The organism is Amycolatopsis melonis (assembly GCF_040064235.1).
Lineage (GTDB): Bacteria > Actinomycetota > Actinomycetes > Mycobacteriales > Pseudonocardiaceae > Amycolatopsis > Amycolatopsis melonis.
This window is the reverse complement of record NZ_JBDZYD010000015.1, coordinates 100,209-124,943: the sequence shown is the minus strand read 5'-3', so window position 1 is coordinate 124,943 and position 24,735 is coordinate 100,209. Positions and strand designations below refer to the sequence as shown.

The following is a 24,735-nucleotide window of genomic DNA, read 5'->3' as shown; positions in this document are numbered from 1 at the left end:
GTCCCAGGACGCTAGGAGCCGGCCGGCCCACCGGTAAGGTCCGGTTCCGTGGCGGTGGAGTGGGCCGGTTCGGGGCCGGAGGTGCTGCTGACGATCGACCGGGACAGCGGGACCGGGCTGCGGGCGCAGCTGGAGAACCAGCTGCGCGACGCGATCTGCGGCGGCAGGCTGGCGGGTGGCGAGCGGCTGCCCTCGTCCCGGGAACTCGCCCGCGCGCTCGGCCTGTCGCGTGGCCTGGTCCAGGACTGCTACGCCCAGCTGCAGGCCGAGGGCTACCTGACCAGCCGTCCCGGCTCGGCGACCCGGGTGGCGGCGGTCGCCCGCCCGGCCGGCCCGCCGCGGGTGCCCGCGCTCGCGCCGGCGCGCCCCGCGATCGCCGACTTCCGCCACGGCGTCCCCGATCTCCGCCTGGCACCGCGCGAAGACTGGGCGTGGGCCGTGCGCGAGGTCTGCCGCACCGCGCCGAACACCGCGTTCGGCTACGGCGACCCGGCGGGCGACCGGCGGGTGCGCGAGGTCATCGCCGCCTACCTGCGCCGGGTGCGCGCGATCGCGGCCACCGACGCCCACGTCGTCGTGTGCACCGGCATGGCACAGGCACTCGGGCTGGTGCTGCGGGCACTGGCCGCCGAAGGCGTCGGCACGCTGGCCGTCGAGGATCCCGGCGGCATCCGGTCGACGACCGATCAGGCGACCGCGGCAGGCCTGGCCGTCGTGCCCGTCCCGGTCGACGAGGACGGCCTGGACGTCGCCGCGCTCGACCGCACCGGGGCGCGGGCCGTGCTGGTGACCCCGGCCCACCAGTGGCCGACGGGCGTGGTGCTGGCCGGGCACCGCCGCCGCGAGCTGATCGCCTGGGCCCGGGAGCGCGACGGCATCCTCATCGAGGACGACTACGACGCCGAATTCCGGTACGACCGCGCGCCGGTCGGCTCGCTGCAGGGCCTCGACCCCGGCCGTGTCGTCTCCCTCGGCACCGTCAGCAAGTCACTCGCGCCCGCCCTGCGCCTGGGCTGGCTGGTCGCGCCCGAACGGCTGGTTCCCGTGCTGGCGCGGGAAAAGCTCGTCGCCGACCGCGGCAGCCCCGGCCTCGACCAGCTGGCGCTCGCCCTGCTCGTCGAATCCGGGCGCTACGACCGGCACCTGCGCCGGGTCCGCGCGGTGTACGCCGCCCGGCGCCGGACGCTCGTCGCCGCCCTGGCCGCGCACGCGCCCGGCCTCCGCGTCACCGGGCTGGCCGCCGGCTTCCACGCGATCGTGCACCTGCCACCGGGCAGCGACGAGGAGCAGGTGATCGAACGCGCGCGGGAGCGGGGCGTCGGGCTGTACGGCGTGGCCCCGATGCACAGCGCACCGGGACCCCGGCCGCCGCGGCTGGTCCTCGGCTTCGGCGACACCCCCGACCACGCGATCGAACCGGGTATCGCCGCCGTCGCCGACCTGCTGCGTGGCTGATCAGGAGTGCGCCGCCGCGGCGGCCGTCTCCCAGGCGAACCCGTCGGGGTCGGTGAACGGCGCACCGCTGCCGCCGACCGCGATCCGGTGCGAGCCCGAGCCTTCGGGGGCGACGCCGGCGTCCTTGGCCAGTGCCTTGCGCCGGTACAGCGCGAGCTTGACCGGGCTCGTCCCGGCGTCGAACTCGACGTACATGCGGCCGAAGCTCTTCGCCACGGCCATCCCGCGGTCGAGGTAGAACTTCCTGCTCGCGGCCACGTCGGCGGCGCCGAGCAGCAGCACGATCGCGCCGATTTCGCGGGTGGCCGGGCCGGTGTTCTTCTTCGCGGACGTCGCGAGCTTCCAGATCGTCCCGTCCGGCGCCTGCACGACACCGCCGTAGCCCCACAGGGACTTCGTGGCGGGCTTGATCGTCGTCGCCCCGGCGGCCAGCGCGGTCGCGATCAGGGAGTCGACGTCGGCGGGCTGCGCCACGGTGAGGGAGAGGGTGAACCCGCGGAAGCCGGTGGACGGCTCCTGTGCGGCCCGGAACCGCAGCTGGGTGGTGAGCCCGAAGGCCTCGGCGTAGAAGCGCTCGGCGGCGGCGGGGTCGGGGACTTCCAGGGTGATGGCTTCGATGTTCGTCATGCCGGTAACGCTAGGTTCGGGGTGCCGGGCGGCGCTTCTCGATTCCTGACCGGTCCGCTCGCGGCGGCTTCGGAAAACGGCTGGGCCGGACCGGCAGCGGCCTGCTAGCCTTCCGCGAGACTGTGACCCGGCCCGAGGAGGTGAGCCCCATGAACGCTGTTTCGATGTGGGTGCTCCCCTCGTCGTCACGGTCGGGCGGCTGACGGAGGGTCGCCGGGAGCGCCGTTGAGGCAATCCGGAAGGCGACATCCTTGAATCCTGGACAAACCACCGCGGTGGTGACGCGGGTCGCGCAGCAGCAGTGGCATGCTGTGGACGACGACCGCGTCGTCGGCCGCGGCGAGGTGACACGCCGGCCCGACGGGCGGCTGTTCCTCAGTGTCGATGCCTGGCAGAGCGCGGTTTTCGGCCAGCTGGCCGCGGCCATGCTGCCCGCGCTGCCGAAACCGCTCCACACCGTGGTCGACGAAGCGGACACCGATCTCGTGGACCGCTGGCAGCGGGCCGGTTTCACGACCGGCCGCCGCGAATGGGAGTACCTCGTTCCCGCGCGGCCCGATCCGGCGCCGCTCCCACCCGGCGTGACGCTCGAAACGCCGTCCGAAGCGCCGCTGCGGGCACTGGATCGGCTGCTGCGCACGGAAACCGACCCGGTGCTCGGCCGTCCGGCGGAAATCCTGCCCGGACCGCCGGACCCGGCGAACTGCACAGTGGCCATTGTGGACGGTCAGTACGCGGCCCTGCTCCGGCTGGCGGCGGTGACCCGGCAGCCCCGGATCGGGCTGCTGGCGGTGCGGACGTCGGCACGGCGTCGCGGAATCGGCCGCGCGTTGCTCGCGCACGTGCTGAAGACGTTGCACGACAAGGGAATTCCTGCGGCTTCGGCCGAGGTGACCGACGGCAACGTCGCCGCGATCGCGCTGTTCGAAGGCGCCGGCGCCCGGCGGACGGGCAGCAGCGTCGAGCTGGTGATGCGCTGATGCCATCGGGCGGAATCGAAGTCGAGGGCACCGTCGTCGAGTGCCTCCGCAACGCGATGTTCCGGGTCGAGCTGGAAAACGGGCACAAGGTGCTCGCGCACGTCAGCGGCAAGATCCGGAAGAACTTCATCAGGATCGTGCCGTTCGACCGGGTGCTGGTCGAACTGAGCCCGTACGACCTCGGGCGGGGCCGGATCCTGTTCCGGTACCGGACCTAGCGCCGCGCGCCGCCGGGTCCGCGGACCCGGCGGCGTGTTGCCCCGGCGACTCGGGCTGCGATACGGTGCGTGGCGGTGTCGACACGATCCGGCAAGCCTTGGGGTTGACGATGATCAGGACACGCACTCTCGCCGTCTTCGGCGCTCTCGTTCTCGCCGCGCCGCTCACCCCGGCATCCGCCGCGGCCACGGCGCCGAACGCGGTCGTCGTCTGGGATCTCAACGCGCAGACCGCGATCTGGGACGTCGCGCACCAGGCACCGCCGCAGGTCGCCGGGCGCGGGTTCGCGATGGTCAGCGGCGCGGTCTACGACGCGGTGAACGCCATCGCCGGCACGCCGTACCAGCCCTACCTCGTCGCGCCGCGAGCCGACGGCCGCGAGTCGGCCGGCAGCGCCGTCGGCACGGCCGCCTACCGGGTGCTGGCCGCGATCTTCCCGGCCCAGCAGGAAAGACTGCGCAAGCAGTACGACGAGTGGCTTGCCGGCATCCCGGACGGACCGGCGAAGCGCGGCGGCATCCGGGTCGGCGGCGAGGCGGCCGCCGCCATGATCACGGCGCGCGAGCACGACGGCGCCTTCGACCCGCGGCCGTGGACCGTCGGCACCGAGCCGGGTCAGTACCGCCCGACCCCGCCGGACTTCGAGAACTCGGGTGCCTGGGTCGGTTTCCTGAAGCCGTTCACGATCCCGGACGCGGCGATGTTCCGCACGCCCGGGCCGCCGCCGGTCACGAGCCGCGCGTACGCCCGCGATTTCGCCGAGGTCAAGCGGCTCGGCTCGGCGACGAGCACGGCCCGCACGGCCGACCAGACCGACGCGGCGCTGTGGTGGCACGACCGGCGTTCGGTCAGCTGGGGCATGAAGCGCGACCTGGCGCTCACCCAGCGGCTCGGCGTGCTGGAAACGGCCAGGCTCTACGCACTGGCGGACTTCGCCGGCACGGACGGCGCGATCGCCTGCGCCAACGACAAGGAGTTCTGGCACTTCTGGCGGCCGGTCACGGCCATCCGGTCGGCCGCCACCGACGGCAACCCGGCCACCACGGCCGACCCCGCCTGGACGCCACTGGTGGTCACGCCGCCGAACCCGGACTACCCGTCCGGCCACACATGCCGCACGGCGGCGCAGATGACGGCGTACCGGTCGTTCTTCGGCCGCGACGACGTCCCGTTCAGCGCCTACAGCGTCGACAGCGGCACGACGCGCCACTTCGCGAGGTTCTCGCAGGCGACCGCGGAAGTGGTCGGCGCCCGGATTTGGGCAGGCATCCACTTCCGCTCCGCGGACATCGACGGCACCACCCTCGGCACGGCGGTCGGCACCTACCTGACGGAGCATTTTCTGCGGCCGCGTTGCCTGGCACAGTGAGCCGATGCTGAAGCAGATGGCCGCCGGGTTCTGCGCCCATTCCCATGGGGACCACCGGCTGGCGGAAGCTGCCCCGCGAGCCAGAAGTGGTGGCTCTACCTCATCTGAGCGAACCAGGCAGCCCGAACGCCGCGAAGTGCTCGGCGCCGAGGAACGACGTGATTTCGGCGATCCGCTCGTCGCGCACGGTCAGGACCGTGATCGACCACGCCTCGTGCGGGCCTGCCGCGTCCGCCCCGACGTAGAAGGCGATGGCCGGCTGGCCGTTCGCGGTGGTCAGCCGGTAGCGCCAGCTCGGGCAGAGCGTCATGGGCACGGCCACGGCGAACTCGGTGACCGCCGTGCGGCCGCGGTACCAGTGCGGCAGCGGCGGCATCGACCAGGTGACGTCCTCGGTGAGCAGCGTGACCAGTGCGTCGGCGTCGCCGCGGTCCAGCGCGTCGGCGAATCCCGTCACCAGGCCGCGCAGGCGGGTGTCGCCGAGCGTGCGCAGCGTCTGCTGCTGGGTGCGGGCGGGGACCTTCTGCGCGACGATCCGGCGTGCGCGGGCCAGCGCGGAGTTCACCGAGGTGGTCGAGGTGGCCATCATCCCGGCGATGTCGGCCGCCGAGAAGCCCAGGACGTCGAACAGCAGCAGCGCCGCCCGCTGGTTGCCGGGCAGGTGCTGGCACGCCGCGACGAACGCCAGCTCGACGGCTTCGCGTTGCTGATAGCGGGTTTCCGGCTCCGCCGGGCCGTGGGGGAGCCCGGCGTCGGGATACGGTCCGAGCCACGCCACGTCGGTGCGGGGCAGCTGGTCGAGGACCGCTCGCTCGCTGGCCGGTCCCAGATCGACCGGCAGCGCCCGCTTTCCCCGGGCGTCGAGCAGGTCGAGGCAGGTGCGGGTGGCCACGGTGTAGAGCCAGGTGCGCAGTGAGCTGCGGCCCTCGAACCTGGCCAGCCCCCGCCACGCGCGCAGCAGCGCCTCCTGCACCGCGTCGTCGGCGTCGTGGACCGAGCCGAGCATCCGGTAGCAGTGCGCGTGCAGCTCCGGGCGCAACGGCGTCATCAGGCGGGTGAAGGCGGCGTCGTCCCCGTCCCGGGCGCGAGCCAGGTCGGCGCCGTCGGCCGGTCCGGAAAAAACTTCGTCCACAAGCGACGATTCTGCCCCACGGCCGCGGTCTCACCGGTGAACGACCACGTCACCCACCCTTTGGAGGCCGCTGATGACCCCGCCGCACCGACCCGCCTGGTTCGACATCTCCACCCCCGACGCCGCACGGGCCCGCCGCTTCTACCAGGACCTGTTCGGCTGGCCCGCCATCGTCCTCGACGAGACCTACGCCCTGGTCGGCGACGACGGCGGCCGTCCGGCAGGCGGGATCGGCCAGTCCGGGCCGGACAGCCCGTACACCGGGTTCGTCGCCTACTTCCCCGTCGACGACGTGGACGCCGCGCTCGCCCGCGCCGAAGAGCTCGGCGGCACCCGCGTCCTGGCCCCGGTCGACACGCCCGACAGCCGCATCGCCGTGTTCACCGACCTCGACGGCAACCGCGTCGGCCTGATCAGCCGCTGACCGCAGCACAGGAGGCACCGCCATGAAGCAGCCGGAACCGGCCACGCGCCGTCCCGCCGCGGCCGGGACGTGGCCGCTCATCCACGCCGAACGGGCCGCTCTCGCCGCCGACCTCGCCGGGTGCACCGACCGGGAGTGGGCCACGCCGTCGCTGTGCGCAGGGCTGACCGTCCGCGAGGTGCTGGCGCATCTCACCGCGGGCGCCAGCCTCAACGCGGTGCGGTGGATGGCCGGGGTGATCCGCTGCCGGTTCGACTTCGACCGGCAGGTCGCGATGCGGCTGGCCGAGCAGCTGGGCGACACCCCGGCCGACACGCTCGCGCGGTTCCGCCGGGTGGTCACGAGCACGACCAAGCCGCCGCTGCCTGCCGTGGCGATGCTCGGGGAGACGATCGTGCACGGCGAGGACATCCGCCGTCCGCTCGGCATCCACCGTGACTATCCGATCACCACCCTGACCACGGTCGCGGACTACTACCGTGGCTCCGACATGGTCGTCCTGGCCAAGGGCCGCGTGCACGGCCTGCGGCTGGTGGCCACCGACGGGCCCTTCGAGACCGGGTCCGGGCCCCGCGTGTCCGGCCCGACCGTGGCCCTGATCATGGCGATGACCGGCCGCGCGAGCTACCTCGACGACCTCGAAGGCGACGGGGTGGCGCTGCTGCGCGACCGGATGGCCTGACTCACCGTGCCCGTCCGGGCCGGACGTCGTCCGGCGTCCGCCCGGACGGCACGCGGCCGAGGCCGTCGAGGATAAGGTCGAGCCCGAACTCGAACTCGTCGGCGAAGGCGAACCCCGTCTTCGCCAGTTCCGTGACCACTTCGACGAGGTAGGGATACTTGGTCACGTCGCCGACGGTTTCCCGGCGGCGGGCCGCCTCCGCGGGGATGTCGCCTGCCAGGGTCTTCTCCTGGAGGGCGAACCCGTAGACGTAGGCGTCCATCAGGTTGTAGGCGTGCACGGCCATGCGGAAGGGGAAACCCGCGTCCCGGCGCAGGCACTGCAGCACGGCGTTGTGGTGGCGCAGGTTCGCCGGTCCGGGGGTCCCCGTCTCCATCCGGCCGACTGCCCACGGGTGTGCCAGCAGGGCCTGCCGCAGCGACGAGGCACGGGTCCGCAGTGCGGTCCGCCAGTCGTCGCCGTCAGGCAGCTCGACCTCGGCGAAGACCAGGTCGACCATGCCGTCGAGCAGTTCGCGCTTGTCGGCGACGTGCTTGTAGAGCGCCATCGGCACGACGCCGAGCCGGGCCGCGAGCCCGCGCATGGTCAGCGCCTCGAAGCCGCCCTCGTCCGCCAGCTCGACGGCGGCGCGCAGCACTTTGGCCCGGTTGAGCCGTTCCCGGCCGGTGTCCGGCATCGCTCGTTCCCTTTCCGGGGTCCGCCCTTGACAGGTGTACATCGTACGCCTAGCTTGGCGTGCGGCAGAGGTGTACGCCGTACACCTCCTGGGGAAGGGTACGGACATGAACGCCACAAGACGGCTTTGGCAGGCGGCCGGAATCTCCGCCGTGCTCGCGGGGACCCTGTTCATCGCGGTCCAGATCGGCCATCCCGCCATGGAAGTCCCGGCCGTCACCACGACCGGCTGGATCGTCCGCAGCACGGCGAAGGCGGTCATGGCCGCGCTGGCGCTCGCCGGGATCACCGGCATGTATCTGCGTCAGGTCCGGCAGACGGGAATTCCGGGGTTTCTCGGTTACGTGTTGTTCGCGGCGGGCTATCTGCTGATGCTGAGCACCGAGGTCGTCGCCGCGGCGGTGCTGCCCGCGCTGGCGCACACGGAGCCCGGCTATGTCGCGGACCTTCTCGCGGTCGCTTCCGGCGGCACCGCAAAGCAGGGGATCGGCGGGATGCAGGTCGTCTTCATCGCCAGCTCGATCGGTTATCTCGCAGGCGGATGCCTGTTCGGGATCGCCCTTTTCCGGGCGCGCGTGCTCGCCCGCTGGGCCGCGGCGCTGCTCGCCGTGGGCACTGTCGCCACGGTTGCGCTGGCGGTCCTGCCGGAGTCGTTCAACCGCCCGATGGCCGTTCCGGTCGGCGTGGCCCTGATCGGCTTGGGTGTTTCGCTGTGGCGATCCTGCTACGCTGGCCGCGATGACTACCTACTCACACGGATCGGGGGTCTCGTTCGCCAAAGGTGAGTGCTGATGCACTCCTTCACCGCGAACGAAGAATCCCGTCTGCTTCTCTGGGCGCGCGTGCGCAAGTTCGCCGTGCCGCCGTCGATGATCGAATCCGCGACCGCTCGCCGGGTGGTGGGGGACTGGGCCGGGGCCTGTGCTGCCGCGCGGGTCGACGTTGAGCTGGACCTGCGAGCCGTGCGGTGTGCCCGCGGCAGTGAGCTGGCCGCGCAGGTCCGCGCCGATCTGCGACATCTCGCTCCCGACCTGCTTCGCTGGCATTTTCCCAGAATCGCTCCCGACGGCCTGCTGCGGCCGGGGCTCACCGTCTCCCTGGCCCGGTACCGCCCGGCGGACGGCGACGAAGCCCACCTCGTCGCCCGGACGCCGCCGGCGTGGGCGGACGCCGGTCAGCGGATCAGCCTCACTCTGTGGACGCCGTCGCGGCGCGAACCCGCGGCGGCGCGGCATCCGCATCCTCGGCCCGATCGGCGGTACCGCCTCGATCTGCACCGTCACCTGTGGGACGCACGCAGAACCGGGGAACTGCGGGAGCGGTCCGGCTCCCGACGGGGTCCGTGCGCTGTGGACCGCTGGCAGGCCGAGGCGGCACTTTTGTTGCGTGCGGACGGATGTGACGGCGACGCCGTCACCGTGCGGCTCACCCGCCGACATCGGCTGGTCCTGCACCTGGGCACACCCGGTGCGGTGATCGGCGGCCGCGCGCTGCCGGTCCTGCCCGACGCCGCGACCTGGGTCCTGCCCGACTTGCAGCTGCTCCACGCCGGGCTGATCGACGCCGGTCGGCTGCACCCGCTCGTCGCGGCAGCGCTGCAACTCGACCGGTGCGACAAAAACCCTGCTGGCCCAACGGTTTCGCGTCTCGTCGAATGCCGAGGTGCCACGCACCGGATCGGCGTGGTGGACGGGGTGCTCGCACCGCTGGACCACGACCCCGGCGAGATCCGGCGCGAGCAGCTGCTCGGCGCGTTCGGCGGCACCGAACTGCCCTGCCTGCGGGCGATCGACGAGGCGCACCGGCAGCCGGCGAATCTGCCGGACGTGCGGGCCCGGCTGGACCACGGTGACACCGACGGTGCCCTCGCCGCCGTCGAAGCGCTGCTCGGCCCGGATGCCTTGCTGCGCAACGGCTCCTTGCGCGACGAACTGGAACGGGCGGTACGCCGCCGGGTCGCGCACGGCCTGTACCGGTCCGGGCTGGCGGGCACCGCGCCTGCACCGTCCACACGCGACAGTCGCCGTCGCGGCCTGCGGGCACGCCCGCGCCACGCAACCCTTCGCTGACCCCTGACCCGACCCCGAGGTGATCGAAACTGTCTTCTGTCATGCTTGACGTCGCCGCCGACCTGCTCGCCCTGCTGCACGAAACGACCACCGAGCCGCGTGCCGACGACCAGCTGGCGGCCCTGACGCTGGCCGTGTCCGCCGATCTTCCGGTGCTGCTGTGGGGCGAGCCGGGCATCGGCAAGACCGCGGCGCTGAACCGGCTCGCGGAGGCCCTCGACCTGCCGCTGACCACGGTGATCGCGAGCGTGCACGAGCCGTCCGACTTCGCCGGGCTGCCGGTGGTCGGCGACGATCCGGCGGAGCAGGGCGTCCCGATGGCCCCGCCGGACTGGGCCGTGCGCCTGGCCAGGACCGGCCGCGGGCTGCTGTTCCTGGACGAGCTGTCCACCGCGCCGCCTGCCGTCCAGGCCGCGCTGCTGCGCGTCGTGCTCGAACGGCGGGTCGGCGCCCTGCGGCTGCCGCCGGGGATCCGGATCGTGGCCGCGGCCAATCCGCGTTCCTCCGCGGCCGACGGCTGGGAACTGAGCCCGCCGCTGGCGAACCGGTTCGTCCATCTACAGTGGACACACGACCACGACGTCGTCGTGCGGGGACTGGGCGGGACGTGGCCGAAGGCGACACTGCCCCGGCTGGACCCGGACCGGCTGCCCGGCGCGGTGACGTTCGCCCGCCGCACGGTGTGCGGCCTGCTGACCGCCCGGCCGGGTCTCGTGCACCGGCTCCCGGCGACCGAAGCACGCCGCGGCGGTCCCTGGCCGTCGCCCCGCAGCTGGGAGATGGCCCTGCGGCTGGTTGCGTTCGCGACCGCGGCGGACACCTCCCGGGACGTGCTGTCCCTGCTGGTGCGCGGCACGGTCGGCGACGGGCCGGGCCTGGAACTGCTGGCCGCGATGGACCGGATGGACCTGCCGGATCCGGAGACGCTGCTCGCCGACCCGCAGGCGGCGGTCCTGCCCGAGCGCGGCGACCTGCGCCAGACCGTGCTCGACGGCGTCGTGGAGGCGGTGCGCCGTCAGCCGGAGCGGTCCCGGTGGGACGCGGCGTGGTCGCTGCTCGTGCGGGCGCTGGAAACCGGCGCACCGGACCTGGTCGTCGTCCCGGCGGCCACGCTCGCCGCGCTGCGCCGCGACGACTGGCCGGTGCCGTCGGCGATCGACCGGCTGTCCGGCGCGGTGGCGGTGGCGCGGCGGGCCGAACCGGTGGCGTCCTGATGGACGAGGAGAAGCTCTTCGCCGCCCGGCTGTACGCGGTGCGGCACCGGCCGTACCTGGCGACGGCGTTGTTCGCCCTGCACACCGTGGCATCGCCGCGTGTCCCGACGATGGCCGTGGACCGGCACTGGCGGTGTTACGTCTCACCGTCCTTTGTGGACCGAACGCCGCTGCCGGAGCTGGCCGGGGTCTGGGTGCACGAGGTGTCCCACCTGCTGCGCGACCATCACGGGCGCAGCGACCGGTTCGCCGCGGCGCACGGGCTGTCCGGACCGGGGGAGCGGCTGCGGATGAACATCGCGGCGGACTGCGAAATCAACGACGACGTGTTCGACGACGGGCTGCCCCGGCCCCGGGACGCGGTCCACCCGGCGCTGCTCAGGCTGCGCGGGGGACAGCTGATGGAGGACTACCTGCGTCAGTTCCGGCTCGGGCCCGGCACCGACGGCTTCGCCTGGCTGGACTGCGGCAGCGGCGCCGACGGGCTCCGGCGCGACTGGGACCTCGGCGAGGACGGCGCGCACGGGCTCAGCGCGCAGGAACGGGACGCGGTCCGGTTCCGGGTCGCCGAAGGCATCACCGGGCAGCCGGGCGACGTCCCGCTGGGCTGGCGGCGCTGGGCGGAGGAGGCCTTCCATCCGCCGCAGCCGTGGCGCGAGCTGCTGGGTGCGGCGCTGCGGTCGGCGATGTCCGGCGCCGGCGAGGACTACACCTACGGCAGGCCGTCCCGCAGATCGGCGGGCCTGCCCGGAGTCGTCCTGCCGAGCCTGCGACGCCGCCCGCCCCGCGTCCGCGTGATCGTCGACACCTCCGGCTCGGTGAGCGACACCGAGCTGGGCAGCGCCCTCCTCGAGACGGCCGCCATCGTCCGAGCGGTCGGCGGCCGCCGTGATCTGGTTTCGGTGCTTCCCTGCGACGCCGCCGCGCACGTCACGCACCAGCTGTGCCGCGCCGAGGGAATCCCGCTGGTGGGTGGCGGCGGCACGGATCTGCGCACGGGCTTCGCCGAAGCGGTGCGCAGCAGTCCCCGCCCGGACGTGCTCGTGGCGCTGACCGATGGCCAGACCCCTTGGCCCGAGGCGAGACCGCCGGCGCGGACGGTCGTGGGGCTGTTCGCCCGTCCGGTGGACGAGGACGACCCGCGTTACCGGCGGGACAGGCCTCCGGACTGGGCACGGGTGGTGACGGTGGGCTGAGCCACGACGCCACGGCGAGGGAGTTACTGTCGGGCCGCGAGAAAGGTGACGATGACGCAGCACACGACGGACGGCTTCGCGTTCGACGGCCGGATCGCCGAGGTCCTCGGCGGGACCCGGTTCGCAGGCTACCTCCACGTCACCGTTCCGGAGATGGTCACGAGCCGGATCACTTACGTCGACATGGTTTTCGCGCGGCCCGACCCGGGGGAGCCGGATCACTGGCGGTACGAGGACCGTGCCGATCCGGGGACCGCGAGCGCCCAGGAGGAACTCGCGGCGGCCCGGCTCGACTGGTACGGCGAGCAGTTCGGGCTGCGCTGGCTGGACGGCGACGCCGCGGCGAGAGTCCTCCGCGAGGTCTTCCACGACGGTGCCGAGCGCGCCTAGGTCGCCGCGGCACGGACCCGGCGGTAGGCTCGGGGTTCGGAATGATCACCGGGAACCGGGGACGGACGTGGGCGTCGACGTCGTGCTGATGGCGGTGCGGCAGCGGGGCACCAGCCCGAAGGGCCGCCGGCTGCACCCGGTGGACGTCGTGCTGGATCCGCAGGACCGGTTCGCCCAGGTGTGTGCCGCCAGCCGGCAGCCGATGCTCGGCCGGGTGGATCCCTACCGCTCGCTCGTCCTGACCAGGGCCGACATGCCGCAGTTCATCGCCGAGGTGGACGCCGAGTGCGCCGCGGCGGGCGACCGGGCGGTGAAGGATCTCCTGCGGCGGGTCCTCGGCCTGGCGCGGGAATGTGCGGCGCGCGAGGCACACGAGCTGCATCTCGATGGCGACTGACCGCCTGCGGCACGTCCGCTGGATCGGCGGCGGGAGCGGCGCGGGCAAGACGACCGTCGCCCGGCGCCTCGCCGCCGAGCGGGGCATGCGCGTGTACTCGACCGATGACGCGATGGCGGGTCACGTCGCCCGCAGTTCGCGTGCGGATGCGCCATATCTGGCCCGGTTTCTGGACATGAGCATGGACGAACGCTGGGTGCGGCGGTCTCCGGAAACCATGCTCGAGACGTTCCCGTGGTTCCGGGGCGAAGGTTTCGAGCTGATCGTCGAGGACCTGGCGGCCCTGCCTACGGAACCCGGCGTCATCGCCGAGGGGTTCCGGCTGCTGCCGTCGCTGGTCGAGCCGCTGCTCACCGAGCCGGGCCAGGCCGTGTGGCTGCTGCCGACCCCGGAGTTCCGCCGGGCGGCGTTCGACCGCCGGGGCTGGGACATCCCGCGCCGGACCGGTGATCCGGCGCGGGCCAGCCAGAACCTGCTCGAACGCGACCGGATGTTCACCGACCGGCTCCGCGGCGAAACGCGGCGGCTCGGCCTGCCCGTCATCGAGGTCGACGTCGGGATGTCCGAGGACGAGCTGGTCAGGCGGGTGACGCGGGTGTTCCTTCCTGGCACGGCCCGCGGCGACGCCGGATAGGGCCGCCGCCCGCACCGGGTGCGGGCGGCGGCCCGGGATCAGCGCTGCAGGGTCAGCACCGCCGGCCGCCAGGGCAGGTGGTTGTAGTCGGTGCCGTCGGAGCTCGGGTCACGCCCCTGGTAGAGCAGCTGCAGGTTGCAGGGGTCGACCGTCTTGGTCTGGTCCGGGTTGGTCCGGACCAGGTCACCGTGGCTGATGTCGTTGCTCCACGTCGCGCCGCTGTTGGCCTTGCCCGCGAACGGGTTGCTCTCCGTGGCCGCCTGCGGGGTCCACGAGCCGCCGAGGCTGGACGCGGTGAACGAGCGGAAGTACCGGCCGTTCTTCCCCATCGCCTCGACCAGCATCAGGTACTGGTTCTGGCCCTGGACCTTGTACACCTCGACCGCTTCGAAGAGGTTCTCCCTCGTGTCGCTCATGATCGTCGTGTAGTTCGAGCCGAAACTGCCCGGGAAGTTCGCCAGCGGCATGCTCGCCCGGTAGATGTTGCCGTTGTCGCCGGCGAAGAACAGGTACATGTTCTGGCCGTCACCGATGAGGGTCTGGTCCAGCGCCCCGCCCTCGGGCAGCTGGCCGGTGAACAGCGGCTGCGGTGCCGACCAGCCGTTCGCGTTGGTCGGGTCGCTCGTCGTCCGGTAGCTGAACGTGGTCGGCCCCCACTGGTAGGCGAGCACCCAGATGTTCTTCGGGGCGAAGTAGAGCAGCGTGGGCGCGACGGTGCCGATGTCCATCTTGTTCTGGCTGGCCGAGGCCATGTCGGACCAGTTCGTGAAGGTGCCGAAGTTCATCGAGCCGTACGCGCCCGACGTGTCGGTCGTCGACCCGTAGACCAGGTGCTTGCCGTTGTAGACGACGTTGCTGAAGTCCTTGAGTGCGAGCCAGCCCGCCTTCGGGGTCGCCAGCGGGCCGGTCGAGGACCAGCGGTACGTCGACGGCAGCGAGCACGAGCTGCTGTCCCCCACCCGGACGAGCTGCCACTGCTGGTTGGCGCCCTTCCAGTCGCCGTACTGGACGACGGCCGCGCCGTCGGCGGTCGACGCGCCGGTGACCTCCACGGCCTTGCCGCTGTTGCGGTTGAGCAGCCGGACGTAGCCGCCGTCGGAGTCGGCGAGGCTGAACTGCTGGTTGGTCCCGTTGAGGTCGGTCCACTGCTGGACCTTCGCGCCGTCGGCGGTCGACCAGCCGGCGACGTCGAGGACCTTGCCGGAGTTCTTCGACTTCAGCCGGTAGTAGCCGTTGCCGGAGGCGACGAACTGCCACTGCTGGTTGGCGCCGTCGTGCCGCGACCACTGGGTGATCGCCGTCCCGTCGGCGGTGGACGCGCCGGCGACGTCCATCGCCTTGCCGCTGTTGCGGTTGACCAGCACGTACCACGCATTCGTGTCGACGGTCGCCGCCGACGCCGCGCCGGCGTCGAGCACGACCGCCGCGGTGGCCGCGAGGACGGCCGTCAGCAGGGCGATCAGTGCGCGGGGGGCTTGACTCAATGACCTCATGCAGTGCTCCTTCGGCGTCGATGCCGTACGAGTGTTAGCGCTAACATGCATGTCTGCGGAAAAATTCGTCCCGCAGAAAGCGGGGATGGTTGATTTCGGGGATGGAGACAAGCTGTTGAAAATGTAACCAATCCGGCAGCCGCAGTCAACGGGGTGGAATCGCGGGCCGCTGTTGTCGAATTCATTCGACAACAGCGTGTGTTCGCCGCGAGGAAATCGCGGCTGCGGAGAACACCGATGGGGCCGCGGCCCGCCGCGCCGCCGGGGCGGCGAGAATGACGGGGTGACGCTGAGGATCGACATCACCGGGCTGCCGCCGGAGAGGCTGCGGTTCGCCGCGTCCCCGCTGGCCGAGCTGACCGCGATGCTGCACGTGCTCGCCGAGCCGGACCATCACCCGCAGCTGGCGGGCTGGGCCGCGGACGTCCGGGCCGGGCTGCGGCCCGAGCTGGCCGAACGGCTCCGCGAGGCGGAGTTCCTCTGGCGTTCCTCGCGGGCCGACTTCCTCGTCCCTGCCCGGCCCCGGCCCACACTCGCCGAGGAGCTGGACGACGTCGACCGCCTCGACGACGAAACCTACGTGACCGCCGCGCTCGTCACCACGTGCGGCAGCAACCGCGTGCACTTCGGCGCGCCGTCCCCGCTCGCCGACGCCGCGGCGCGCGAGCGGGCCCTGGACCTCGCCCAGGCCCGCGGCGCGCTCCAAGAGGCCTTCGCCGAACGGCTGCTCGCGGACCCCGCGGCCGTGCGGGCGCGGGTGCGGCAGACCCTCGAAGAGTGCGCCGCCGCCTTCTTCGACGCCGCCTGGAAGGGGGTCGCCGGGCAGCTCGCCGCCGACCTGCGCCGGAAGCACGACCTGCTCGAGCGCCAGGGCGCCGGGGCGGCGCTCGCGTCGGTCTCCGGCGCCGTCTCCCTGGCGCCGGACGGCCGCAGCATCGTCGTCGACAAGCTGCAGGACAACGCGACCGCCGCCCAGGGCGCCGGCGTCACCTTCCTGCCCAGCGTCTTCGGCCGCCCGCACCTGGTGGCGGTCCACGCACCCGGGTGGCAGCCGGTGCTGCAGTACCCCGTCGCCGAGCCGGACCCGGCCGAGCCGGTGGCGCTGGAGACGGTCACGCTGCGGCTGGAGGCACTCGCGCACCCGGTCCGGCTGCGGCTGCTGCGCACCCTGGTCCGCGGCCCGCACACCACCGGGGAACTGGCCCACGCCTGGGCGCTGAGCGCCCCGGAGGTCTCGCGGCACCTCGCCGTCCTCCGGCGGGCGGGCCTGCTCACGACCCGGCGCGAGGGGCGTTACGTCCGCTACAGCGTCAGCTTGCCCGCGCTGACGGCGCTGGGGACCGACCTGCTGGCAGCCGTCCTGCGCTGAGCAGCACGGCCGCGAGACCTTCCCGCAGATCCCGGACGAAATACTCCGGCACTTCCAGCGACGGGAAATGCCCGCCGGTTTCCGGCACGTTCCACCGGACGATCTGGCGGAACCGTTCCTGTGCCCATGGCCGCGGGCACAATTCGATGTCCCGCGGATAAACGGTCACCGCCGCCGGAACGTCCACCCGGAGTTCGGGATCGAGCGAACTGTGGCTTTCGTAATAGATCCGCGCCGCCGACGCGCCGGTCCGCGTCAGCCAGTACAGGGTGACGTCGTCGAGAATCCGGTCGCGGGAAATCGTCTCGAACGGGCTGTCGTCGGTGTCGCTCCATTCCGCGAACTTGTCCAGGATCCAGGCGAGCAGCCCGGCCGGTGAGTCGACGAGCGAGTAGCCGATGGTCTGCGGCCGGGCGGCCTGCTGCTTCGCATAGGCCGCGCGGTTGCGCCAGAAATCGCGGGTCCGCTCGGCCCAGGCACGCTCGGCCGCGGTCAGCCCGTCCAGCGGCAGCCCGGGCGGTGCCTCCGCCGTCGTCGTGTGGATGCCGAGCACGTGCGCCGGGAACCGGCCGCCGAGCACGGTGGTGATCACGCCACCCCAGTCGCCGCCGTGGGCGAGGAACCGGGAATAGCCCAGCCGTTCCATCAATTCCACCCACGCGGCCGCGATCTTTTCGATGCCCCACCCGGTGGTGGCCGGCTTGTCGCTGTATCCGAAGCCGGGCAGCGACGGGGCCACGACGTGGAACGCCGGCGCGGCCGCGTCTTCCGGATCGGCCAGCGCGTCGACGACGTCGGCGAATTCGGCGACGCTGCCCGGCCAGCCGTGCGTCATGAGCAGGGGAGTGGCGTCCGCCCGCGGGGACCGGCGGTGCAGGAAGTGGATGCCGAGCCCGTCGATGGTCGTGCGGAACTGGCCGATCCGGTCGAGCCGCGCCTCGAACGCCCGCCAGTCGTAGCCGGTGCGCCAGTAATCCACGACGTCGGCGAGGTCGGCGAGCGGAACGCCCTGCGCCCACCGGCCGGGCCCGGGCGGCGCGCCGCGGACGGTCTCGGGCTCCGGCAGCCGCGCCGCGGCCAACCGGGCGCGCAGATCCTCGAGGTCGGCGTCGGATGCGTGGGCCTGGAATTCGTGTACGTCGCTGGTCGGACGGTTCATGGGATGTCGCCGCCTCCTGGTCGTCGTCGGTGAACCGGCTAAGACGGTTCTAACACGGCCGGGCGACCGGTAGCAACCTGCTAAGCTGGTTCCATGCCCGCCGGACACCCCGACTTCCGCCTCGGCAGCGTGCTGGCGACCAGCTTCACCGGGACCCTGTCGGAGCGGCACGGCACCGAGGTGGAGCGCATTCCGACGCCGCAGCGGTTCGTCGACTGGCTGGCCATCTACGGCCTCGGCGTGGCGTCCTGCACGCCGGCCCAGCTGGACCTCGCGCGGGAACTGCGGGAAGCGATCCACGCCGTGGCGACCGCGGCGGCGGTGGGGGACCCCCTGCCCGCGTCCGCGGTCCGGATCATCAACGACCGCAGCGTCCAGGGGCGGGCCGCGGCCGTCCTGACGCCCGAAGGCGAACGGCGGTGGCAGCTCAGCTCGCCGGCCCGCGTGGAGGACGCGCTGGGCGTGATCGCCGCCGACGCGATCGACATCGTCTCCGGCGAACGGGACGGCAGGCTGGCCCTGTGCGCGTCCCCGACCTGCCGGGCCGCGTTCTTCGACACCAGCCAGAGCCGAACCCGCCGCTGGTGCGACATGAACACCTGCGGAAACCGGCAGAAGAAGGCCCGCTTCAACGCCAGGAAGGCGGCCGGCGGGCAGTGACGGTCAGGCGGCCTGGCGGCGGGCTTCGGTCCGCGCCGCCAGCTCCTCGTACCACCGCTGGCCGCGGGCACCGCAGTTGTCCCTGATCGAGTACTTGAGGTCGGCCGTCCTGAGGTTGAGGTTCCGGACCATCGTCCGGCCCTGGCTCACCTCGTCGCCGATACGCGCCCGGGTCCGCGCCAGGCTCGTGGCCGCGGCGGTCATCGCCGCCCGGTTCGGGCGCCGCCGCCGTCCGGTGACCGGGTCGACCTCGGTCCGCACCCGCATGGTCACGGTGGCCCGGGCACGCACGACGATGCCGGACAGGCCGCGCGCCACGTCGCGGCTCATGTCGTAGTACTGGTAGGCGTTGTCGGCGCAGCCCCGCGACTCCCAGTGCAGCTCGCACAGGCCCGCGAAGTCGAGGGTCGCCCTCGCCGACTGCAGCTGCTGCTCGACGGCCGCGGCCAGCCGGCTGACGTGCTCGTTGTTCGCGCGGACCTTCTGCAGCGTCTGCTCGGCCTTGACCGTGGCCGCCTGCACTTCGGCCATGCTGACCGGCTTGACGCGCTCCCCGGGCGGGAACCACCGGTCCCACAGGCGCAGCGCGAACAGCGTGACCGCGGCGGCAATCCCGCTGCCGCCGAACAGGACGGCCGTCTGCTGGGCCGCGTTCGGGCCGTGGGCGACGTTGCCGTTGAGCAGGAGGACCAGCGCGGTGAGGTCGGTGACCAGCAGCAGGACTCCGGCCTTGACCAGCAGCCGCCGGACCGCGAGCCACCGTTGCCGGGTGGTCGGCGGGCGCCGCCTCCGCCGTCTTTTGGGAGCGCTGCGGGCAACCAGCAGCAGAGCCACGAACGGGGCGGCGCCGAAAAAGCCCCACCAGCCCGCCTGGTGCTCGGCGAACTGGGCGGGCTCCGCGGTGAACAGGTAGGGCACGATGACCGGCGCGGTCAGCGCCATCACCACCGCCGCGACCGCGCCCGCAGCGAACGGAAGCCCGAACGTCCAGGCCAGGAACCAGAAACCGCAGCCGGACTTCCGGCGGCTCACGCGGCCCTACTTCCGGCGGCCGTTGCCGCGTCCCTGCTGCCTGCCGCCGCGTGGGCGGCCGGCGTCCGGTGCCCCGGAACCGTTGAGCACCTTGTCGATGTGGTCGCTCAGCCCCGCCCGCCCCGACGCGGTTTCGTTCACCAGCAGTTTGCCGAGGACCTCGACCAGATTCGCGTGCAGCTGCTGTTCGTCGAACGAAGTGGTCTGGACGAGGAACTGCTGTTCCTTGCCGATGCATTCCAGCAGGCCGCGGGCGCTGAGCCCGGCCAGTTTCCCGCTGTTGCGCATTTCCCGCAGTGTCGCGCCGACCGCTTCCCGGCGGTCGGCCAGCGCGGTCAGCCGCTCTCCGCTGTCGGCGTCGATCCGCTTGCTTTCCACCTTGAGCCTGCCCATCTCGGTGATACAGGCCGAAACCTCGGCGACGGCACGGGCGGCCGCCCCCAGCGGATTGAGTGACTCGGCGAGCTGGGAAACGGCGCTCCCGAAGACGACCCGGCCATTCTTGGCGGAGACCATTTCTCGGCTCAACTGAGTCAACCTTGCGTCGGGGGCAGATGCGGAATGCCTGCTACATCGACGTCGGGAAGAATGCCGTTACAGCGTTGTTTTGCCATTTCGGAAAGCGGGTCGGTTATTTTCCTCCGCGGCCGATGGCCGGAATGTACCCCCAGGTGTCCGATCCGGCACTCGGCAGCCCGCGGTTCCCCGGGGCACAGTGGGCCCCATGGAGCGGAAGACGATCGAGGTCGACGGCGAACCGATCAGCTACCTGACCGCGGGCGGCGACGGCCCGGCGGTGCTGTTGCTGCACGGGACGTACTGGAGCCGCGTGTGGCTGCCGGTGCTCGACGGCCTCGCGGCGGCGGGACTGCGTCCCCTGGCGGTCGACTTCCCCGGGATGGGCCGCTCGGGAGGTGAGCTGACCCCGGAGACGGCGACGGTCCCGGCCCTGGCCGCGTGGGTGCCACGGTTCGCCGCCGCGGCTGGGCTGTCCGGCCCGGTCGCGGTGGCCGGGCACGACATCGGCGGCGCGGTGGCCCAGCACCTCCTCGCGCGCGGCGGCCTGGAAGTCTCCCGGCTGGCCCTGGTCAACTCGGTCCTGTACGACTCATGGCCGGCACCCCACGTGGCCCGGCTGCTCGCCGCACCGCCGGACCAGGAGAACTTCCTCGCCGCCCGCCGCCAGGCGGCGACGACGGACCTGGCCGGCGCCGCGACCGAGCAGCGGGTGGCCGAGTACGTGGACCCGTGGGCCGAGCCGCGGGCCCGCCGCTCCTGGCTGGCCATGGCACGCGCGGCCGCAAGCCGCTACACGCTCGACCTCGTGCCGGCACTGCAGCGGTCCCCGGTGCCGAAGCTGCTGGTGTGGGGTGAGGACGATCGCTTCGAGAGGGTGACGTTCGCCGAGAAGTTCGCCGCGGAGATGCCGCACACGACGCTGGTGCGCATCCCGGGGGCGGCTCACATTCCGACCGAGAACGCTCCCGGCCGGATCGCTCGCGTGCTCGGCGAGTTCCTCACGGCCGCGTGACCTCCGCCGGGAGCGTTCGCCGCAGGAAGTCCGTGGTCAGCTCCATGCCCGCGCCGCGGCTTCGGGGTGGTGGAACATCGGGGCCACGTGGTTGTGGAAAGCGTGGCCTGCCTCCTCCTGCACGTGGATCTCCGCGCCCGGGTGCGTGGCCACCGCGGCCTCGACCACCGCCACGTCCGAACGCGGGATGTACGGGTCCTGGCCGCCGAAGTGGAACTGGATCGGGCACGTGACCCGGCCGAGGTCCGCGATCGATGCCGCCACCGTCGAGCCGTAGAACGACACCGCCGTGTCCGGGTCGCCCTCGGCCGCCGCCACGAAGGCCAGTGAGCCGCCCAGGCAGAAGCCGAGCACGCCGACGCCGCCCGTCACCGACGGCAGGCTCCGCAGGTGCGCCACGGCGGCCAGGACGTCGGCCAGCCCCTGCGCCGGATCGAACCCGGACGCCACCTTCATCGACGCGGCGACGCCTTCTTCGTCGTGGGTGGACGACCAGCCCGGCGCGATCCGGTGGAACAGCTCCGGAACCACCACCACATACCCGGCCTCGGCGAGGTCCGCGGCGACCGAGCGCAGGTAGTCGTCCAGGCCGAAGATCTCCTGGATCACCACCAGGCCCGGGCCGCGGCCGGACGGCGGGTGCCAGATCGGGAGGGGAACGGTCATCGGTACGTCCTTTCCGCAGTTTCCACCCGGTCACCGTACTGGCTCCGGAGCCGATGGCGGCCTACGTTGAGGATGCCGACCAAGGAGGTCCGATGGCCGAGAAGACCAAGTACGTCCTGGACGAAGCCGATCTCCCGGCCCGGTGGTACAACGTCGTCCCCGACCTGCCCGAGCCGCCACCGCCGCCGCTGCACCCCGGCACCCGCGAGCCCGTCGGCCCGGACGACCTCGCCCCGCTGTTCCCGCAGGCGCTCATCGCGCAGGAGGTGACCGCGGAGCGCTATGTCGACATTCCCGAGGAAGTCCGGGAGGTCTACCGGCTCTGGCGCCCGTCGCCGCTGTTCCGCGCGCGCCGGCTGGAGAAGGCGCTGGGCACCCCGGCCCGGATCTACTACAAGTACGAGGGCGTCAGCCCGGTCGGCTCGCACAAGCCGAACACCGCTGTGCCGCAGGCGTTCTACAACGCGGCCGAAGGCGTCACGCGGCTGACCACCGAGACCGGCGCCGGCCAGTGGGGCAGCGCGCTCGCGTTCGCCTGCGCGCAGTTCGGGCTGGAGTGCGAGGTCTGGCAGGTGCGGGCGTCCTACGACCAGAAGCCCTACCGCAAGCTGATGATGGAGACGTTCGGCGCGACGGTGCACCCGAGCCCGTCCGGGCTGACCGAGTCCGGCAAGGCGATCCTCGCCGAGCACCCGGATTCGACCGGCAGCCTCGGCATCGCGATCAGCGAGGCGGTCGAGCAGGCGGCGCAGGACCCGAACACGCGGTACGCGCTGGGCAGTGTGCTCAACCACGTGCTGCTGCACCAGACGGTCATCGGCGAGGAGGCGCTCAAGCAGTTCGAGCTGGCCGGCGACACCCCGGACGTCCTGGTCGGCTGCACGGGCGGCGGCTCGAACTTCGGCGGGCTCGCGTTCCCGTTCCTGCGCGAGAAGCTGGCCGGCCGGATGAACCCGGTGATCCGCGCGGTCGAGCCGGCCGCGTGCCCGTCGCTGACGCGCGGGAGGTACGCCTACGACTTCGGCGACACGGCCGGGCTGACGCCGTTGCTGAAGATGCACACGCTCGGCCACGGCTTCATCCCCGACCCGATCCACGCGGGCGGCCTGCGCTACCACGGGATGTCCCCGCTCATTTCGCACATCTACGAGCTGGGCCTGATCGAGGCGGTGGCCATCGGCCAGCAGGAGTGCTTCGCGGCGGGCGTGCGGTTCGCGCGTGCGGAGGGCATCATCCCGGCACCGGAGCCGACCCACGCGCTCGCGGCCTGCATCCGGGAAGCGTTGCGCTGCAAGGAAACCGGGGAGGAGAAGGTGATCCTCACGGCGTTGTGCGGCCACGCGCACCTCGACCTGCCCGCCTACGGCGCCTACCTGGCCGGGGACATGGTGGACGACGACCTGTCCGACGCGACCCTGGCCGATTCCCTCGCGACCCTGCCGTAAGGAGCGTCGAGTGGTCGACCGCTGACCGGAGGCGCGCGCGAAGGTCAGAGGACGTCGGGGATTTCGGGGCGGGTCAGTTCCGTGCGGGCCGTGGCGAGGACGACGCGGTCGCGGCCGCCTGCCTTGGCCTCGAAGACCGCGTCGTCGGCTGCCTGCAGGAGGATCGTGTACTCCGTGGCCGTTTCCGGGTAGACCGCCGCACCGATCGAGGCCGTCAGGCCGGCGATCACCTCCGGCTTGCCCGGGCGGATCACCGGGACCGGGACCTCGACGCGGGCGATCGCCGTGCGGATGCGGTCGGCGATGGCCGTGATCTCCGTGGTCGTCGCGCCCGGGAGGAGGACCACGAACTCGTCGCCGCCGAAGCGGCCGACGTAGTCGCCGCCGCGGACCGAGCCCTGGATTGCCGCCGCCACCGCGCGCAGTACCTCGTCGCCCGCCAGGTGGCCGTTGCCGTCGTCGATGGCCTTGAAGTGGTCGATGTCGATCATCAGCACGCCCGCGGTCGAGGACAGCTCCGCGGCGCGGGCCAGCTCGCTGCGGGCCAGCTGGACCCAGAACTCCGGGGCCAGCAGCGCGGTCTTGGAGTCGGTGCGCGCGGCCGCCTGGAACTGCGGCAGCAGCAGGCCGATGTGGAGCGCCACCGGCGTCACCATGAGCACCGGCAGCAGCCACGGCCGGACCGTCATCACCAGCGCGATGCCGCAGCCGACGCCGACCGCGGCCAGCACGATCAGCACGTCGGACGGGTTGCCGAACGCCTGCCGCGGCGGCTTGCCCGGGTTGCTCATCAGGATCGCGAGGATGACCAGCACGTAGTTGAGGCCGAAGTAGACGATCCCGGACGCCAGCAGCGCGGTCATCCCGCCGAAGCCGTCCAGTGACGGCAGGAACGGCGCGAGCCGCCCGGTGCCGGTCCACAGCACGGCGCCCGCGGCGGCGCAGGCGAGGATCACCGTCGCGCCGGAGAACACTTTCCGGTGAATGACACCGCGGCGTTGGTAGACGCGGACCCAGGAATGGGCGTAACTGACGACGATGACCAGCGTGGCGAGCGGCGGGGGCAGCAGGAGCAGCCCGGCGAAGATCCAGATCGACTGCAGGTGCATGTGCGGACGGCCGTCGGCGGCCAGCTCGCGGATGCGCTCGATGCGTTGCGCCGCTTCGAGATGCACGATCTCGCCTGCCAGGATCAGGCCGCACCAGGCCAGCGACTGGGTGGTGACCGGCACCAGCCGCGCCGTCGCGAAGACCACGACCAGCGCCAGTGCGTCGACAATGAGAACGTAGCCGAGCACCGGAGCGGACAGCTTCCACATCGGCCACGTACGGATACCCGATCGTGGAGGTTCTGAGCTGGGCATTCGCCCTCGGGACCCGGACAATCCCACGAAACGCCCTCTTCCCGGAACGGAAACTCTTCGCGGAATTCGTCACTGTAATCGAATGAACGCGGTGTGTCACTAGGCCGGTCAGGCTACGGTCCGGTCACCCACCGTGCCAACCCGTTAGGAACAGGAGAAATCATGACGCACTTCCTGCCCACCGGCACCGCCGTCCCGTCCCGCCGCCGCCGCGCGCAGCGGCCCACCGACTGGACCCGGCAGCTGCCGACCGACTGGACCCGCGCGATCCCCACCGACTGGACCCCGCGGCAGATCCCCACCGACTGGACCGCCCGCGAGATGCCGACCGAGTGGACCCGCCCCGGCGTCGCCGGACCGCTGCCGCAGTGCCCGACCGACTGGACCCCGCGGCAGGCCCCCACCGACTGGACCCCCCGCGAGATGCCGACCGAGTGGACCCGTCCCGGCGTCGCCGGACCGCTGCCACAGTGCCCGACGGACTGGACCGTCCGCGAGATGCCGACGGACTGGACCCCGCGGCAGATCCCGACCGACTGGACGCGGTCCTGAC

26 protein-coding genes and 1 pseudogene are annotated in these 24,735 nt (G+C 72.4%); 18 read left to right on the top strand and 9 right to left on the bottom strand.

The features are described 5' to 3' along the window. Positions 1-48: 48 nt before the first annotated feature. Positions 49-1,455, top strand: coding sequence for a MocR-like pyridoxine biosynthesis transcription factor PdxR (pdxR, locus tag ABJI51_RS35305; RefSeq protein WP_348955438.1), 1,407 nt, complete (start codon positions 49-51; stop codon positions 1,453-1,455). On the opposite strand, the gene ABJI51_RS35300 is transcribed toward pdxR, so the two are convergent. After that, a complete protein-coding gene (locus ABJI51_RS35300) occupies positions 1,456-2,082 on the bottom strand; it encodes a VOC family protein (RefSeq protein WP_348955437.1) in 627 nt (208 codons plus the stop codon). Positions 2,083-2,333: 251 nt separating this feature from the next. Between ABJI51_RS35300 and ABJI51_RS35295 the strand changes: the two genes are divergently transcribed. The 3 genes from ABJI51_RS35295 (at position 2,334) to ABJI51_RS35285 (ending at position 4,650) form a co-directional block, all read left to right on the top strand. Then, a complete protein-coding gene (locus ABJI51_RS35295; protein ID WP_348955436.1) occupies positions 2,334-3,062 on the top strand; it encodes a GNAT family N-acetyltransferase in 729 nt (242 codons plus the stop codon). Next, positions 3,062-3,280 carry a translation initiation factor IF-1 gene (infA, locus tag ABJI51_RS35290; protein ID WP_348955435.1) on the top strand — a complete coding sequence of 73 codons (219 nt, stop codon included), beginning with the start codon at positions 3,062-3,064 and terminating at the stop codon, positions 3,278-3,280. The genes ABJI51_RS35295 and infA overlap by 1 nt, the downstream gene beginning before the upstream one ends. A 110-nt stretch (positions 3,281-3,390) precedes the next feature. After that, positions 3,391-4,650 carry a vanadium-dependent haloperoxidase gene (locus ABJI51_RS35285; RefSeq protein ID WP_348955434.1) on the top strand — a complete coding sequence of 420 codons (1,260 nt, stop codon included), beginning with the start codon at positions 3,391-3,393 and terminating at the stop codon, positions 4,648-4,650. A 100-nt stretch (positions 4,651-4,750) separates the two neighbouring features. Here the strand turns inward: ABJI51_RS35285 and ABJI51_RS35280 are convergent, their stop codons facing one another. Beyond that, on the bottom strand, positions 4,751-5,782 hold the full coding sequence (locus ABJI51_RS35280) for a sigma-70 family RNA polymerase sigma factor (protein WP_348955433.1): 1,032 nt from the start codon (positions 5,780-5,782) through the stop codon (positions 4,751-4,753). A gap of 73 nt (positions 5,783-5,855) precedes the next feature. Between ABJI51_RS35280 and ABJI51_RS35275 the strand changes: the two genes are divergently transcribed. Both ABJI51_RS35275 and ABJI51_RS35270 read left to right on the top strand, forming a co-directional pair. Next, a complete protein-coding gene (locus ABJI51_RS35275) occupies positions 5,856-6,206 on the top strand; it encodes a VOC family protein (protein ID WP_348955432.1) in 351 nt (116 codons plus the stop codon). A 22-nt stretch (positions 6,207-6,228) separates the two neighbouring features. After that, positions 6,229-6,888, top strand: a complete 660-nt coding sequence (locus ABJI51_RS35270; protein ID WP_348955431.1) for a maleylpyruvate isomerase family mycothiol-dependent enzyme — start codon at positions 6,229-6,231, stop codon at positions 6,886-6,888. Position 6,889: 1 nt separating this feature from the next. On the opposite strand, the gene ABJI51_RS35265 is transcribed toward ABJI51_RS35270, so the two are convergent. Continuing rightward, on the bottom strand, positions 6,890-7,564 hold the full coding sequence (locus ABJI51_RS35265; RefSeq protein ID WP_348955430.1) for a TetR/AcrR family transcriptional regulator C-terminal domain-containing protein: 675 nt from the start codon (positions 7,562-7,564) through the stop codon (positions 6,890-6,892). A gap of 106 nt (positions 7,565-7,670) precedes the next feature. Between ABJI51_RS35265 and ABJI51_RS35260 the strand changes: the two genes are divergently transcribed. From ABJI51_RS35260 to ABJI51_RS35230, 7 genes are all read left to right on the top strand, one after another. Beyond that, positions 7,671-8,348, top strand: coding sequence for a hypothetical protein (locus tag ABJI51_RS35260; RefSeq protein ID WP_348955429.1), 678 nt, complete (start codon positions 7,671-7,673; stop codon positions 8,346-8,348). 6 nt (positions 8,349-8,354) lie between these two features. Further along, complete coding sequence (locus ABJI51_RS35255; protein WP_348955428.1) at positions 8,355-9,632, top strand: hypothetical protein; 1,278 nt, start codon at positions 8,355-8,357, stop codon at positions 9,630-9,632. Between the two features lie 41 nt (positions 9,633-9,673). Beyond that, positions 9,674-10,846 carry an AAA family ATPase gene (locus ABJI51_RS35250; RefSeq protein ID WP_348955427.1) on the top strand — a complete coding sequence of 391 codons (1,173 nt, stop codon included), beginning with the start codon at positions 9,674-9,676 and terminating at the stop codon, positions 10,844-10,846. After that, complete coding sequence (locus tag ABJI51_RS35245) at positions 10,846-12,042, top strand: vWA domain-containing protein (RefSeq protein WP_348955426.1); 1,197 nt, start codon at positions 10,846-10,848, stop codon at positions 12,040-12,042. The genes ABJI51_RS35250 and ABJI51_RS35245 overlap by 1 nt, the downstream gene beginning before the upstream one ends. A 51-nt stretch (positions 12,043-12,093) precedes the next feature. After that, on the top strand, positions 12,094-12,432 hold the full coding sequence (locus ABJI51_RS35240; protein ID WP_348955425.1) for a hypothetical protein: 339 nt from the start codon (positions 12,094-12,096) through the stop codon (positions 12,430-12,432). A gap of 67 nt (positions 12,433-12,499) precedes the next feature. Then, a complete protein-coding gene (locus ABJI51_RS35235) occupies positions 12,500-12,829 on the top strand; it encodes a hypothetical protein (protein ID WP_348955424.1) in 330 nt (109 codons plus the stop codon). Further along, a complete protein-coding gene (locus ABJI51_RS35230) occupies positions 12,819-13,463 on the top strand; it encodes a hypothetical protein (RefSeq protein ID WP_348955423.1) in 645 nt (214 codons plus the stop codon). Before ABJI51_RS35235 ends, ABJI51_RS35230 begins: the two co-directional genes overlap by 11 nt. 38 nt (positions 13,464-13,501) lie before the next feature. On the opposite strand, the gene ABJI51_RS35225 is transcribed toward ABJI51_RS35230, so the two are convergent. Beyond that, complete coding sequence (locus ABJI51_RS35225; protein ID WP_348955422.1) at positions 13,502-14,956, bottom strand: non-reducing end alpha-L-arabinofuranosidase family hydrolase; 1,455 nt, start codon at positions 14,954-14,956, stop codon at positions 13,502-13,504. Between the two features lie 283 nt (positions 14,957-15,239). On the opposite strand from ABJI51_RS35225, the gene ABJI51_RS35220 reads away from it, so the two are divergent. Further along, positions 15,240-16,325 carry a DUF5937 family protein gene (locus tag ABJI51_RS35220; RefSeq protein ID WP_348955421.1) on the top strand — a complete coding sequence of 362 codons (1,086 nt, stop codon included), beginning with the start codon at positions 15,240-15,242 and terminating at the stop codon, positions 16,323-16,325. On the opposite strand, the gene ABJI51_RS35215 is transcribed toward ABJI51_RS35220, so the two are convergent. After that, the gene (locus ABJI51_RS35215) at positions 16,267-17,484 is read right to left on the bottom strand and encodes an epoxide hydrolase family protein (protein WP_348955420.1); all 1,218 of its coding nucleotides are present in this window, start codon (positions 17,482-17,484) and stop codon (positions 16,267-16,269) included. The genes ABJI51_RS35220 and ABJI51_RS35215 overlap by 59 nt on opposite strands. A gap of 93 nt (positions 17,485-17,577) precedes the next feature. On the opposite strand from ABJI51_RS35215, the gene ABJI51_RS35210 reads away from it, so the two are divergent. Beyond that, complete coding sequence (locus ABJI51_RS35210; protein WP_348955419.1) at positions 17,578-18,144, top strand: CGNR zinc finger domain-containing protein; 567 nt, start codon at positions 17,578-17,580, stop codon at positions 18,142-18,144. Positions 18,145-18,147: 3 nt separating this feature from the next. Here the strand turns inward: ABJI51_RS35210 and ABJI51_RS35205 are convergent, their stop codons facing one another. After that, a complete protein-coding gene (locus ABJI51_RS35205) occupies positions 18,148-19,176 on the bottom strand; it encodes a hypothetical protein (RefSeq protein WP_348955418.1) in 1,029 nt (342 codons plus the stop codon). A gap of 6 nt (positions 19,177-19,182) precedes the next feature. Beyond that, a complete protein-coding gene (locus ABJI51_RS35200; RefSeq protein ID WP_348955417.1) occupies positions 19,183-19,704 on the bottom strand; it encodes a DUF3313 domain-containing protein in 522 nt (173 codons plus the stop codon). Positions 19,705-19,900: 196 nt separating this feature from the next. Between ABJI51_RS35200 and ABJI51_RS35195 the strand changes: the two genes are divergently transcribed. Next, positions 19,901-20,707 carry an alpha/beta fold hydrolase gene (locus tag ABJI51_RS35195; protein WP_348955416.1) on the top strand — a complete coding sequence of 269 codons (807 nt, stop codon included), beginning with the start codon at positions 19,901-19,903 and terminating at the stop codon, positions 20,705-20,707. Here ABJI51_RS35195 and ABJI51_RS35190 read toward each other — a convergent pair. Beyond that, positions 20,694-21,373 (bottom strand): annotated as a pseudogene (locus ABJI51_RS35190) (dienelactone hydrolase family protein). The gene ABJI51_RS35195 and the pseudogene ABJI51_RS35190 overlap by 14 nt on opposite strands. 92 nt (positions 21,374-21,465) lie before the next feature. On the opposite strand from ABJI51_RS35190, the gene ABJI51_RS35185 reads away from it, so the two are divergent. Then, positions 21,466-22,818 (top strand): TrpB-like pyridoxal phosphate-dependent enzyme, encoded by a 1,353-nt coding sequence (locus ABJI51_RS35185; protein ID WP_348955415.1) that lies wholly within the window; start codon positions 21,466-21,468, stop codon positions 22,816-22,818. 44 nt (positions 22,819-22,862) lie between these two features. On the opposite strand, the gene ABJI51_RS35180 is transcribed toward ABJI51_RS35185, so the two are convergent. Then, positions 22,863-24,137 (bottom strand): diguanylate cyclase, encoded by a 1,275-nt coding sequence (locus ABJI51_RS35180; protein ID WP_348955414.1) that lies wholly within the window; start codon positions 24,135-24,137, stop codon positions 22,863-22,865. 207 nt (positions 24,138-24,344) lie between these two features. On the opposite strand from ABJI51_RS35180, the gene ABJI51_RS35175 reads away from it, so the two are divergent. Beyond that, a complete protein-coding gene (locus tag ABJI51_RS35175; protein ID WP_348955413.1) occupies positions 24,345-24,734 on the top strand; it encodes a hypothetical protein in 390 nt (129 codons plus the stop codon). Position 24,735: the final 1 nt, after the last annotated feature.